A 13,371-nucleotide genomic window follows, 5' to 3' on the forward strand; every position below is an offset into this window, starting at 1 on the left:
ATTTTTGCGGGCGCCAATTTAAACTGCACTTTCGCTAAAACGGGTAACCCAAGGGGTAAACAATGACATTCATTGTTCTTGAAAACTGCATCAGATGTAAATACATGGACTGTGTCGATGTATGCCCGGTCGATTGCTTTCACGAAGGACCCAACTTCCTCGTCATCGATCCTGAAGAGTGCATTGACTGCACCCTGTGCGAACCGGAATGTCCGATTGAAGCGATCGTTTCCGAAGATGATATCCCCGAGGGCCAGGAACAATTTCTTGAACTGAACGAAGAACTGTCCCAGCAATGGCCGGTCATTACCGCCAGTAAACCGCCACCTGACGATGCCGCTGAATGGGAAGGTGTGCCCGATAAACTTCAGTACCTGGAACGCTAACCACTTCTCCCGCCTGCGAGCCGGGGCTAGGTTTTGACTTTGATCAGACCCGTCTCTAAAATCGGCTAACGACTGATCCAGAAACTTTCTCGCAAGTTTTTCTCAAACCTCCGAGTTCGGGCGGAAGGGCATCATGGCAGAATGCAATTACTATTCTTTTTACGCACTTGCGAAGATTAACGATCCTGAACTTTTATACGAGGCATTTCGGCAACAGATTGCGCCGGGCCATGCAAATGAAATAGAAATCGAGGTTTTTGAGCACAGCGATAACCGCTGGAACCGTCTGACCCCAAGTGGCGGTCTCGACCAGAATATTTCCGAGCCCATTGTTGCCACCCTGGAGCGCGAATTCGGGGCATCAGATCACGGGAGCTGGTACTACGACAGCAAAACCGGGGGCTGGTTTTGCAGCTACAAACCCCTGTCCACCAAGCATTTCGTGCTGCTCGTCAAATCCAGCGAGCCTGACAAGCTGATCGAAGAGGAATACCTGCAGTTCCTGTTTCATTTTTATTGCCACCAGTTGCAAATGCTTCAGGGCACCTACCGTGACGCGCTGACTGGTCTCTATAACCGGCGTGCATTCAACGAGAAGATACTGCAACTGCTGGACCGTTCCAGCAATCACAGACGGCGCGCGATAAATTTATCACCCTCGGTATTCGTCATGCTGGACATAGATCGTTTCAAATCGATTAATGACAGCCTGGGACACCTGTTCGGTGACGAGGTATTGTTGATACTGGCGCAACTGATGACCGATTCGTTCCGCGAAAATGATCTGCTGTTTCGCTATGGTGGTGAAGAGTTCGCGATGGTGCTCATGGATATCACAACCGAACAGGCGCAACAATCGCTGGAGCGCTTCAGAGAAAAAATCGCCAGTCATGATTTCCCGAATGTCGAACAGGTAACAGTCAGTATCGGATTTACCGAGTTCGACAAACACCTTTCGATAGATGAGCTAATTGGCCAGGCCGATAATGCACTCTATTACTGCAAGACAAGCACGCGCAACGCGGTGCATAGCTACCAGGAGTTGCTCGAAAAAGAATTGATACCGGCTGTAAAGGCACCCAGCTCCCCCAGCGTCGAACTCTTCTAGGAAACGCCCTCCCATAACCTGACCAGTTTTCCCGACCCGATTAACACACCGACGCCAGTTGTTGCGGGTGGAATACATTTTTGCCCGTCAAAAATGTTTTCCACCCACCCTTGCAGCAACTTATCTTGGCTGAGATTGAATGGACGCCCCCGTTTGAAATTGCGAATTGCGGCAAGATCCCCGGCTTGCGCGGGGGTGATAATTACGCGACAGATTCGTCGAGGAATTTTTTGACCACGGGGGAAAACTGTTCGTCGTCAATCAGGAATGCATCGTGACCGTTGGCCGAATCGATTTCCACATAGTCAACATCTGTTCCGGTCTCCCGCATAATGTCAGCGATCTCCTTTTGCTGCCTGGAAGGAAACAGGATATCCGTAGTCACTCCTACTACGAGCGCCTTGTTAACCTTGATTTTTGACATCCCGTCACTAATCGAGTCGCCATGTTCGGCAATATCGAACCAGTCCATCGCGCGCGACAAGTACAGGTAACTATTGGGATCAAAACTATTGATGAATTTTTGTGCGTTGTACTCGAGGTAGTTCTCGATCTCGAATTCGCGTTCGAAACGCTCGCCGGTAAGCTTTTCAGCCGGCAGGCGACTGCGATCAAACTTGGAATTCCATTCGTCCGCGGCCCGGTAAGACACCAGACCCAACTTGCGTGCCAGTGACATGCCCACCAGCGGCTTGCTGTCCAGGGTATACTGCCCCCCGTTCCAGGCGGGATCGCTGCGAATAATTTCACGTTGCAGGGAGCGCAGTGCAATCGTCAATGGCAGCGCCTGCGTAGCTGCCGAGATCGATACCAGGTACCCGATATTGCCTGGATACTGCATCGCATATGCGATTGAAGACATGCCGCCCATTGACGAGCCTACCGCGGCATGCAGTTTTTCGACACCGAGCTCGCGCATCAGGTAGTACCCGGAGCTCGCAATATCCTCTACGGTCACATCCGGGAAATCGGCGCCGTAGTTTTCATCGGTTTCAGGATTGATCGATCCCGGCCCGGTACTGCCGTAACATCCGCCGAGGGTATTGGCACAAACCACGTAAAATCGATTGGTATCGATCGCCTTGCCCGGCCCTATCATGTATTCCCACCATCCCGGTGACGAATCCTCGTCGGACGATGCGGCATGCGCGCTCGGCGACAGGCCGGTAAATATCAGTATTGCGTTATCTGCTGCTGCTGAAAGGGTTCCCCAGGATTCGAAGGCCAGCGTTACCTCGGGCAGGTTACCGCCACGCCACATGCTGAAACCGGTTTCGTCCAGTTTCAGTGTTTGCTGCCGGGTGGCCTTGGTCGCAAAGCTATACGCGTTTTCTTCGTCTGCCATAAGCGCGGCCCTGTATCTTATTATCCTGTGGGCAGGGGTGTTTTAGATATCCAACATTCGTTGCAGCGCAATGCGTGCATTGTTCGCAACGTCTTCTGGTACCGAGATTTGATTAACAATATTCCCTTCGACCAGGTTCTCGAGCACCCACGCCAAGTGCTGGGGATCGATACGAAACATGGTCGAGCACATGCACACAATGGGCGACATGAATTGTACCGTCTTGTTTTCGCTGGCCAGCGTCTGGTGCAATCGATTGACCAGATTCAGCTCTGTTCCAACCAGCCATTGCGTACCCGGCTCGGCCTCGGTGATCGTCCTGATAATGTATTCGGTCGATCCGACATAATCCGACATCTGGCAGACCTCGAAACTGGCCTCGGGATGAGATATGACGAAGCCATCCGGAAACTCGCGGCGAAAGCTTTCGATCTGCTCGGGTTTGAACATCTGGTGCACCGAGCAAAATCCCTTCCAGAGTATCATCCTGGCCCCCTTGATCTGCTCCGCGGTCAAACCCCCCATCGGCAGGCCATAATCCCAGACCACCATTTCTTCGAGCGGGATCCCCATCCTGTAACCCGTGTTTCTGCCGAGATGCTGATCCGGGAAAAATAATACCTTCTCGCGGCGCTCGAACGACCAGTCGAGAATTTTCTGCGCGTTGGTGGAGGTGCAGACAATACCCCTATGCTGACCACAAAAAGATTTCAGGTTTGCCGCTGAATTGATATAAGTCACCGGGGTAATGCATTCATCCGCGTCCAGTACCGTGTTCAATTCGTCCCAGGCACGCTGAACCTGTTCCAGATCGGCCATATCGGCCATTGAGCAGCCGGCTGACAAATCCGGCAGAATGGAAACCTGTTCGGGACGCGAGATGATATCTGCCACTTCCGCCATGAAGTGCACGCCGCAAAAGACGATGTACTCAGCCTTCGAGTCAGCCGCCTGGCGCGATAGTTTTAGCGAATCGCCTGAGAAATCTGCGTGCTTGAATATCTCATCACGCTGGTAATGATGACCGAGAATAACCACACGATCACCCAGCGCCTCCTTGGCACGGATGATGCGCTTATCACAATCCTTGTCGTTCAGGGACGCGTAGGGTTGCAGATCGATTGCGGCAGCGGCCATTATTGATACTATTTGTCAGACGAATCAAAAAGTCTATCACCTGCAGCATCTGCTGCCAACGACGCTATTGCTCGCCCTGGGGCTTGCGCAACCGAATCGATAGCTCGCGTAGCTGCCGTTCGCTCACCTCGGCAGGCGCCCGGGTCAGCAGGCAGGCAGCCGTTTGCGTCTTGGGAAATGCCATGACGTCGCGAATCGAGTTCGCGCCTGCCATTAGCATGACCAGGCGATCAAGCCCGAAAGCAATCCCGCCATGCGGCGGGCAGCCGTATTTCAGCGCGGTGAGTAGAAAGCCGAACTTCTCTTCTGCCTCCTGTTTTTCTATTCCAAGTAACTTGAAGACTCGATGCTGCATGTCAAGGTTATGTATACGTATCGAACCGCCACCGAGTTCGGTTCCGTTCAATACCATATCGTAGGCGCGCGACAACATCCCACCCGGATCCGCCTCGAGCTCGTCGGGGTTATCGGTGGCCGGTGCTGTAAACGGGTGATGGAGAGCACTCCAGCGGTTTTCGCTCCCGTCATGTTCGAACATCGGGAAATCAACCACCCACAGGAAGCGCCAGCCAGCTTCGACCAGGTCACGGTCCTGCCCGACCTTCAGGCGCAAAGCGCCCAGTGACTCATTCACCACGCTCGCCTTGTCGGCGCCAAAGAAAATCAGATCACCCGACTGGGCACCGGTACGCTCGAGAATAACCTGTATTGCATCATCGGGCAGGAATTTGAGGATCGGCGATTGCAGGCCTTCCCGCCCCTGGGAAACATCGTTACATTTTATGTAAGCCAGCCCTTTAGCGCCGTACTGACCCACATAACTGGTGTAGTCATCGATTTCTTTACGCGTCAACTCGTTACCTGCCGGCACGCGTAACGCCGCTACCCTGCCCTCGGGATCATTTGCCGGACCAGAAAATACCTTGAACTCAACTTTTTCGAGTACATCGGAAATGGTTCGCAGCTCCAGCTTGATGCGCAAATCGGGCTTATCCGAGCCAAAGCGTTCCATTGCCTCTGCCCAGGACATACGCGGAAATTCGCCCTCGACCTCGGCCGAGAGCACCTCGGTGAACAGGCCGCGCATCATGGTCTCCATCTGCGCCATGATCTGATCTTCATCCATGAAAGAGGTCTCTAGATCCAGTTGTGTAAATTCGGGCTGTCGATCAGCGCGTAAATCCTCGTCGCGGAAGCAGCGAACAATCTGGTAATAGCGATCCATACCCGACATCATAAGTAGCTGCTTGAACAGTTGTGGCGATTGCGGTAGTGCAAAAAACGCACCGGGATGCGTGCGACTTGGCACCAGGTAGTCACGCGCACCTTCCGGTGTTGCCCGGGTCAACATCGGGGTTTCAATGTCGAGGTATTCGTTGTCTTCCAGCCAGCCGCGTAAAAAGCGCGTCACCTGCGCGCGCAACTGCATACGGTACTGCATTTCCGGCCTACGCAGGTCAACATAACGATACTTTAAACGGTTGTCGTCGTGAACGTCCTCGTCGTCGAGCTGGAAAGGCGGGGTTTCGGATGCATTCAGGATTTCCAGTTTATGCGCCAGTAATTCGACTTCGCCGGTAGCCATCTCTGGATTGTTGGTGCCTTCGGGCCGGATGCGAAGCTTTCCCTCAACCCTGAGTACAAATTCGTTGCGTAGTGTTTCGGCCTGCGTAAACATGGCCGCGTCATCAGGATCAAAAACAACCTGCAAAATCCCCTTTTTGTCGCGTAAATCAACAAAGATTACCCCGCCGTGGTCACGGCGGCGATTGACCCAGCCGCATACGCTGATCACCTGATCGATAGATTGCTGATTGAGCTCACCACAATAATGCGTGCGCATATTGACTTATCCGAATAGATTAAATTAGGCAACGCCCGGCGTGGTCGCCGAACCATTTTTCAGGCTGTGGCCTCTTTACTGGATGCCTTTTCCTTGCCATCTGGTTTCGCCGATGTTTTATCCGACGATTTGCCCGATGAATCCTTGTCCGTGCTGTCCGCTTTCGATAAATTCTTCTGCTTGTCGGATTTAAAGTCGGTCTCGTACCAACCTGAACCGCTCAACCGGAAACCTGGCGCAGAGATTTTCTTTTTCAGCGCTTCTTTTTCGCAGGCAGGACAGTTACTAAGCGGCGGATCGCTCATTTTCTGCAGTGCGTCAAGTTCATGGCCGCACGCATTACAAACATATTCGTAAATTGGCATCGATATCTCCGAAATACTATCCCGCGAGTCGGTTATAGCAGCAACCCAAATCTTTCGAAAAGGCACGGGATTTTATAATAGTCTGGAGTAATTTCCAACATGAGAACCAACCTATACCCTGCCCGGGCACGGCTAAGACGTCAATTGATCAAAAATAAGACAAATACTTGCCTTCCAGATCAAATACCAGCCAGACTGCCCCATAGCGGCCATCAAACCGCGCAACCAGAACTTCTTCCCTGGTTTTTTGATTCTGCTGTAACCAGGTATCGTATTTATCCGTGGCCTCGTAGAATTCCATGCGCTCGTAAAACAGTTCCTGCCGCTCTTTTAAAGCCTCTTTCAGTTGCGGTTGCGATCGGTAGAGATTGAGCTGGGCGTGCTCAAGTATCTTTTCCTCGATCTTGATTCGATTTATCTCGGCGATCACCTCAGCATTTTGCTCGAGATGAGCGTAAACAATTGGTGGTTTTTCGTCACTATACTGTTTCAGTATGTTTTCAGAACTCAAGCTGCCACCATAATGCTCCATTATCGCTGTGATGACGTATTCATCGATAAGGACAATTGCCACCGGTCGCTGGCTATAGGTCGCATAGACACCGTAGGCAAGTGCGCCAAACTGGATCACCATGATCGTCACCAGGTCAAATACAATTTCTTTGCGACTCTTGCTCAGATCAAATATCAGGAAAGTAATGAAGGGTCCTAAAACCAGATCAACCGCCGCCACCAGGCGAATTCCCTGCCAACCGCCGTCGACTGAAAAATAGGGTTCTGGATACCAGTTGTAATAAATCTGGTAAACCAGGTAAACAAAAACCACGAGACTTAAACTCATGTGAATCGCGGTTGCTTTTAGCTTGGTAATCAGTAATGGTTTGGTAAATCGTAACAAGGCACGAGACCCGGCAGTAATCAGTGTGATGGATAGAATATGGTAGAGAAATTTGAAAATTTCAAGATCGTAACGGCCCAAAATTCTATCGACGTGTGTTACCACCAGGGACGTGTAGAACTGCGCAGCAGAGACAATGCACTACAAAGCATGGTTAACCTGGAAAACCCCCACCGCCTCGAACTCAAGAATCTCGAACACCTGATGGCAGTACTGCTCTTCATCCCCGAACCCGAACGAATCCTGATGCTTGGTACCGCGGCCGGATCATTGCTGTATTTCCTTAACCATCATTACCCCCATTCCGAAATTACCACGGTCGACATCGATGCCGAGTTGATCGAGCAGCTATTGAAAAAGGAAATCCTGCCGCCTGTACGGACAGGGCTCGACTATGTTTATGATGATGCAGCCCGCTTCATTACAGATTGCGAGCAAAGCTATGACCTGGTTCTCGTGGATATCTTTAACGGCTCGCAATCACCTGCCTGGCTGCTTGAGAAAGAGAGCATCGACAAGCTCTACCGACTGCTTACGTGGCGAGGTGCCCTCGCTTACAACCTGATCATCGATAGCGAACATGACTTCAAGCGCTTCTACCGGGACCTGCGACTGGTGTTTGACGGTCAAACCTTGTGTCTGCCGGTTAAAGGACTTGAAAATACAATCGCTTATGGAATTTGCTCTCCCCAACCCGGCCGCGATATGACGCAGAATATAGAACATGCGACCAGTCTGTCACAACGCCTTGGATTTAATCTGGTGGGCGTGCTATCCGTGATTTACAACACTAATCCGGTGGGCCGGGGAGTTATCTAGAATTCAAAGCTACTGGTTTTTTCCGCCGCCGCGGCATTTTGGAGAGTCAACCACTTTACCCGCGCGTGACTTCCATTCATCCGGGGTCAGCGTATGCAGTGCCAGTGCATGGATCTGCTGCATTTCCTGCTGCAGGGCCTGGTTGACCATACGGTGACGCTTGATCAGAATTTGATCGTTGAACACATCGCTGACGATCGTAACCTTGAAGTGCGATTCCGAGCCCGGGGCGACATTATGCCTGTGGCTTTCATTCTCGACCTGCAGAAAATCGGCATCAAATTCACTGGCTAGTTTGCGCTCGATAGTGGCCTGGATTGACATATGCTTTAAACCCGTAGCTTATTTCATTTTCTGCTGTACATTTTTGATCGCTTCAGCGACCTCTTCCATCGTCTGAAATCGATCTTCGAGCTCAACAGCCATCAGTTTCTGAACCAGCTGGCTGATAGGCTTACCCACTTCCTGCCTGAGCTCATACACCGGAATGGCTTTACCCTCGAGGTGTTGGAACAGCAGCGACATGGGCTCGCCGGTATAGGGAAGCTGCCCGGTAAACATACCGTAGGCAATGATGCCCAGCGCGTAAATATCGCTGCGATGATCGGCTTCCTGCCCCTTGGCACGCTCCGGTGACAGGTAGGCCGGCGTTCCGATAATTGACCCGGTCTTGGTCAGGGTCGAGTCGGTATTGGATGACGCGGAGGCAATACCGAAATCGACGACCTTGACCAGGCCTTCGTCATTCATGAGTATGTTACTTGGTTTTAAATCACGATGGATAACTTCCTGATTATGTGCTGCGGCCATGCCGTTGGCAACCTGCAACAGAATATCGAGACCCTCATCGGGTTCAAAATACTTTTTTTCCTTGAGATAGTCATCGATTCCCTTGCTATCAAAATACTCCATTGATATTGCACTCAGGTTGTCCTTGGACAACATGTCATGGATACGAATGACGTTGGGATGACTTACCCTGCGCGAATATTTTACTTCCCGCAGGAATCGTTCACGGGATGATTCCTCCGCGGTCAGCTCAGGATGCATAAATTTCAAAATCAGGGGTTCACCGACCATTTCGTCCATGGCCAGCATGACCCGCCCCATCGCGCCACGCCCGATTTCCTTGTCGATAAGATATCGATCCAGCCACAGGTCCCCCTTCTTGAAGTCCTCGATGTTTAGAACCTGCGGTGGCGCTACTTCTGCTACCTGCGCAGCATTGGTCTTCTGGCCGCCCTGATCGACTGACTGGGTATCTTCAAACTTGATCAGGCGGGTATCGAAATAAGTTGCCTGGTCAACATTGAGCCGGGGTAATCCGAATTCATCAGTTAATCGATTGACAACTTCTCCAGCAGTATCGCGTACCGTAGCCTGTAAAGTTGGAACTTTTTGCATCAACTTGTCGCGCACGGTCTTTGCATGTCGCTTGGACGTGAGTTTGCCGATCGCTTCGAGCGCTTCCCGCTGTACCAGCGCCTCGGGCATCCGCAGGCAGGCAAAAGCAATTTCAAGTCCTTTGCTAAATCCGAGATCACCGATCGCTTTTAACACCGCGGGCGCCGATTCGGGCCATTTTTTAATGACTTTTCTCAGGATATCAACCGATTCGCGTTTGTTTGTTCTGCCAATGGACGCTATCGCGCCATCGCGTACCTGCCAGTTTTCATGCAACGCGTTTTCCCACAGCTGCTCGAGATCCGATGAGTCGATATTTTGTGCCGCAAATCGCTGCGCCTGTTCGCGAATAAATTCGTTTTCGTGACTGGTTAGACCGTCGGCCGCGTTATAAAGCTGTTCATTGCCTAACTTTTGCAAACATTTCAGAGATTGCTCCTTGCCCCACCATTCCTGCTGCTCGAGCAGTTTTAAAAAATTTTCGAGGCCTTCGGGCGTGACATACTTGACGAAAAGCTTGATGAAAAGCTCGCGAATACTGTCTGATTTGCCGCAGGTCCAGGGCGCCAGCTTTGGCACCAGTTCAGCATCGGCCTGTACCTGTAATACCTCGATTGCCATTTCGCGCTCGACGTCTGACATGGATTCGACAAAAGGCAACAATACCGACGCATCAAACTTGACCGGCAGGTTTTTCAGCGCTTTCAGCGCTTCGATCACGACCGTCTTGTTTTCATCCGTTAAAAACTTTGCAATCTGTTGCGCCACGGGTGCCTGGTCTACCTGCGCAAAATAACGCAACAACATTATTTTAACCGACGGGCTGCCGATCGACTCGGGTTCAATGTGCAGCACCTCCAGGTCCAGAGGGATCAGAGAATCGGGCGCCAGCTTGAGTAATTGCTCGGCGTGAGTTTTATCCAGCTTGAGGGCGTTGGATATAATCTGCTCGGGTTTGATCCGCTCGCGCTGAAAGGCAAGAATATCGATCACTTCGGTTTTCGAAGCATCGGATTCATGCAGTTTCTTGAACAGTTTGCTGGGATTGACCTGTTCTGACTTTGAGAGTATCGAGGCCGCGGTTGACCGAATCTTGGTGGCGTCGCTATCGAGGCTTCGCAGAAACAGCTCTTCGTTACTGCCCTCGGCATTCTCCAGGCAAATCTCGGTCAACATGGCCTGGTGTACGCCAGAGGTTTCCGGGATCACCTGAATCAAATGCTCCAGCGAATCCTTCGAGGATTGACGCAGCTTTTCAACCAGCGCAACGCCTTTATCACTCTCCAGATCATCACAATCCAGAAATTGTTTCAGCGTTCTTTTGAAAAGAATTGAGCCTAACACCGCCATGTTTTTATAATTTCGTCTTAGATCTGCGCAAATACTAACTTTACGACAGGATTATAGCTGTAAAATTGCCTAAAGAGGCTAGCTTAATCTTATTTATCACGCACCAGTTTTTAATGCAGGCGCTGTTTGCTAAAGCTGAACTGCTGCCCGTCGCCGATGTCGACCGAAATCTGTTCACCAGCCACAAAATCTCCGGCCAGGATCGACATCGCAATCGGGTTTTCAATCGCCTGCTGAATTTCGCGCTTCAATGGTCGTGCACCATATACCGGGTCGAAACCGAGCTCACCAAGCATATCCAGTGCCGCATCGCTAAATGAAATATCCATGTCCTTCTCTTTCAGACGCTCGGCTAATGCCTGCAACTGAATCTGCGCGATAGCCCTGATCTGCTCCCGGGTTAAAGAGTGGAAAACGACCGATTCATCGATACGATTGATGAATTCGGGCCTGAAATGATTTGACACCTGCGCCATCACGGCCTGCTTGATTTGTTCATAGTTCTGTTCACCCGCCATGGCCTGGATCTCGGTCGAGCCGAGATTCGAGGTCATGACGATGACGCAATTGCGAAAGTCAACCGTGCGTCCCTGGCCATCCGTGAGCCGGCCGTCATCCAGTACCTGCAACAGAATATTGAAAACATCCGGATGCGCTTTCTCGATCTCGTCCAGCAGGATTACCGAGTAGGGTCGACGCCGCACTGCCTCGGTCAGGTATCCGCCTTCTTCGTACCCGACATACCCGGGGGGAGCACCCACCAGGCGTGCAACGCTATGTTTTTCCATGAACTCCGACATATCGATACGGATCATGGCGTCCTCGGTATCGAACAGGAAACTGGTCAGGGCCTTGGTTAATTCTGTTTTACCGACCCCGGTTGGCCCGAGAAACAGAAACGAACCATTCGGTCGCGCCGGGTCTGACAGTCCCGCGCGTGATCGTCTGATTGCATCCGATACGGCCTTTACCGCTTCTCCCTGACCGATCACGCGTTCACTCAACATGGTTTCCATGTTAAGCAGTTTCTCGCGCTCAGATCCGAGCATCTTCGCCACCGGGATCCCGGTCCAGCGCGACACGATCGATGCGATTTCCTCTTCACCGACTTTATTGATCAACAGTTTCATGTCCTGCGCTTCCGCATTAACGGCTTGATCGAGCTGTTTTTCGAGCTCGGGAATACGTCCATACTGTAACTCGGACATGCGTGCAAGATCCCCCGCCCGCTGTGCGGTTTCGAGATCAAGCCGGGCTCGCTCAAGCGACTCCTTGATATGGGTAGCGCCCTGCAGTGCTGCCTTTTCAGCCTTCCAGACTTCGTCCAGATCGGAATATTCACGCTCGAGTTTTCCGATCTCGTCCTCGAGGATCGTACGACGTTTCACACTCGCCGCGTCACTTTCCTTTTTCAGTGCTTCCTGCTCGATCTTGAGCTGGATTAAACGTCTTTCAAGGCGATCCATGTCTTCCGGCTTGGAGTCTATTTCCATGCGAATTCGGCTGGCCGCCTCGTCGATCAGGTCAATCGCCTTGTCCGGTAACTGCCGATCCGCGATATAGCGATAGGAAAGTGTCGCCGCCGCAACGATCGCCGGATCGGTGATATCGACACCATGGTGAACTTCGTAGCGCTCTTTGAGCCCCCGCAGTATGGCAATCGTATCCTCGACGCTCGGCTCCAGCACCAGCACTTTCTGGAAGCGCCGCTCAAGCGCCGCATCTTTCTCAAGGTACTGACGGTATTCATCCAGCGTGGTAGCGCCAATACAATGCAATTCACCGCGCGCCAAGGCAGGTTTAAGCATGTTACCGGCATCCATCGCGCCCTCCGCCTTACCGGCACCAACCATGGTGTGCAGCTCATCGATAAACAGAATGATCTGGCCTTCTTGCTTGGCAAGGTCATGGAGTACCGCTTTAAGGCGTTCTTCAAACTCACCGCGAAACTTGGCGCCCGCTATCAGGGACCCCATGTCCAGCGAAAGCACGCGCTTGTGCTTGAGCCCCTCGGGGACTTCGCCGTTAATAATGCGCTGCGCGAGTCCCTCGACGATTGCGGTTTTGCCTACGCCAGGCTCACCAATCAGGACCGGGTTATTCTTGGTGCGACGCTGTAAAACCTGGATCGCACGTCTAATTTCCTCGTCACGCCCGATAACCGGGTCGAGCTTACCCTGCTCGGCGCGCTCGGTTAGATCGATGGTGTATTTTTCGAGGGCCATGCGCTGATCCTCGGCATTGGCGTCGTTTACCGACTGGCCTCCCCGAATCGCATCCACTGCCGCGGCCAGCGCCTGCTTGCTGGCGCCCGCAGATTTTAACAGGTCGCTTAATGGTCCTTTGTCCTCCATCGCCGCCAGCACGAACAGTTCGCTGGAGATAAACTGGTCTTTACGCTCCTGTGCGAGCTTGTCGGTGACATTCAGCAACTTACCGAGTGCATTTGAAATATGCAGCTCACCACCAGCCCCTTCAACGCTTGGCAACTTTTCCAGCAGCTCGCCCAGTTGTGAGCGCAGCAGATTAATATTAATCCCTGCATGCGTGAACATCGGACGCACCGATCCACCCTGCTGATCGAGCAAAGCGATCATCAGGTGCACTGGCTCTATAAACTGGTGGTCGCGACCGACAGCGATCGACTGTGCATCAGACAGGGCTTCCTGAAATTTACTGGTCAAGCGATCCATACGCATTGATTCAGTCCTCTAAA

Annotated in this window: 11 protein-coding genes; 3 read left to right on the top strand and 8 right to left on the bottom strand. The window is 52.0% G+C overall.

Translation table 11 applies throughout. The features are described 5' to 3' along the window. Positions 1 to 62 precede the first annotated feature (62 nt). Positions 63 to 386 (top strand): ferredoxin family protein, encoded by a 324-nt coding sequence (locus OES20_02040; GenBank protein ID MDH3633461.1) that lies wholly within the window; start codon positions 63 to 65, stop codon positions 384 to 386. Between the two features lie 133 nt (positions 387 to 519). Continuing rightward, a complete protein-coding gene (locus tag OES20_02045) occupies positions 520 to 1,494 on the top strand; it encodes a GGDEF domain-containing protein (protein ID MDH3633462.1) in 975 nt (324 codons plus the stop codon). Between the two features lie 202 nt (positions 1,495 to 1,696). On the opposite strand, the gene OES20_02050 is transcribed toward OES20_02045, so the two are convergent. The 5 genes from OES20_02050 to OES20_02070 form a co-directional block, all read right to left on the bottom strand. Then, entirely contained in the window at positions 1,697 to 2,839 is a 1,143-nt protein-coding gene (locus OES20_02050; protein MDH3633463.1) for a homoserine O-acetyltransferase, read from the bottom strand. Positions 2,840 to 2,881: 42 nt separating this feature from the next. Then, a complete protein-coding gene (gene nadA / locus OES20_02055) occupies positions 2,882 to 3,976 on the bottom strand; it encodes a quinolinate synthase NadA (protein MDH3633464.1) in 1,095 nt (364 codons plus the stop codon). Between the two features lie 64 nt (positions 3,977 to 4,040). Then, complete coding sequence (aspS, locus tag OES20_02060) at positions 4,041 to 5,819, bottom strand: aspartate--tRNA ligase (protein ID MDH3633465.1); 1,779 nt, start codon at positions 5,817 to 5,819, stop codon at positions 4,041 to 4,043. Between the two features lie 59 nt (positions 5,820 to 5,878). Further along, positions 5,879 to 6,184 carry a zinc ribbon domain-containing protein gene (locus OES20_02065; GenBank protein ID MDH3633466.1) on the bottom strand — a complete coding sequence of 102 codons (306 nt, stop codon included), beginning with the start codon at positions 6,182 to 6,184 and terminating at the stop codon, positions 5,879 to 5,881. Positions 6,185 to 6,332: 148 nt separating this feature from the next. After that, the gene (locus tag OES20_02070; GenBank protein ID MDH3633467.1) at positions 6,333 to 7,082 is read right to left on the bottom strand and encodes a hypothetical protein; all 750 of its coding nucleotides are present in this window, start codon (positions 7,080 to 7,082) and stop codon (positions 6,333 to 6,335) included. Positions 7,083 to 7,121: 39 nt separating this feature from the next. Here OES20_02070 and OES20_02075 point away from each other — a divergent pair, with 39 nt between their 5' ends. Next, on the top strand, positions 7,122 to 7,901 hold the full coding sequence (locus OES20_02075) for a hypothetical protein (protein ID MDH3633468.1): 780 nt from the start codon (positions 7,122 to 7,124) through the stop codon (positions 7,899 to 7,901). A 9-nt stretch (positions 7,902 to 7,910) separates the two neighbouring features. Here the strand turns inward: OES20_02075 and OES20_02080 are convergent, their stop codons facing one another. The 3 genes from OES20_02080 to clpB form a co-directional block, all read right to left on the bottom strand. Beyond that, a complete protein-coding gene (locus OES20_02080; protein ID MDH3633469.1) occupies positions 7,911 to 8,225 on the bottom strand; it encodes a BolA/IbaG family iron-sulfur metabolism protein in 315 nt (104 codons plus the stop codon). A gap of 18 nt (positions 8,226 to 8,243) precedes the next feature. Then, a complete protein-coding gene (locus tag OES20_02085; GenBank protein ID MDH3633470.1) occupies positions 8,244 to 10,655 on the bottom strand; it encodes a protein kinase in 2,412 nt (803 codons plus the stop codon). Positions 10,656 to 10,765: 110 nt separating this feature from the next. Beyond that, a complete protein-coding gene (clpB, locus tag OES20_02090; protein MDH3633471.1) occupies positions 10,766 to 13,354 on the bottom strand; it encodes an ATP-dependent chaperone ClpB in 2,589 nt (862 codons plus the stop codon). Positions 13,355 to 13,371: the final 17 nt, after the last annotated feature.

Source organism: Gammaproteobacteria bacterium, assembly GCA_029862005.1.
Classification (GTDB): domain Bacteria; phylum Pseudomonadota; class Gammaproteobacteria.

What these genes read in the sequence shown, in the direction of transcription:
- OES20_02085 (MDH3633470.1), bottom strand. Translation starts at nt 10,655, where the DNA reads ATGGCGGTGTTAGGCTCAATTCTTTTCAAAAGAACGCTGAAACAATTT.
- clpB (MDH3633471.1), bottom strand. Translation starts at nt 13,354, where the DNA reads ATGCGTATGGATCGCTTGACCAGTAAATTTCAGGAAGCCCTGTCTGAT.
- OES20_02065 (MDH3633466.1), bottom strand. Translation starts at nt 6,184, where the DNA reads ATGCCAATTTACGAATATGTTTGTAATGCGTGCGGCCATGAACTTGAC.
- OES20_02075 (MDH3633468.1), top strand. Translation starts at nt 7,122, where the DNA reads ATGGTAGAGAAATTTGAAAATTTCAAGATCGTAACGGCCCAAAATTCT.
- OES20_02080 (MDH3633469.1), bottom strand. Translation starts at nt 8,225, where the DNA reads ATGTCAATCCAGGCCACTATCGAGCGCAAACTAGCCAGTGAATTTGAT.
- OES20_02045 (MDH3633462.1), top strand. Translation starts at nt 520, where the DNA reads ATGGCAGAATGCAATTACTATTCTTTTTACGCACTTGCGAAGATTAAC.
- nadA (MDH3633464.1), bottom strand. Translation starts at nt 3,976, where the DNA reads ATGGCCGCTGCCGCAATCGATCTGCAACCCTACGCGTCCCTGAACGAC.
- OES20_02040 (MDH3633461.1), top strand. Translation starts at nt 63, where the DNA reads ATGACATTCATTGTTCTTGAAAACTGCATCAGATGTAAATACATGGAC.
- OES20_02050 (MDH3633463.1), bottom strand. Translation starts at nt 2,839, where the DNA reads ATGGCAGACGAAGAAAACGCGTATAGCTTTGCGACCAAGGCCACCCGG.
- aspS (MDH3633465.1), bottom strand. Translation starts at nt 5,819, where the DNA reads ATGCGCACGCATTATTGTGGTGAGCTCAATCAGCAATCTATCGATCAG.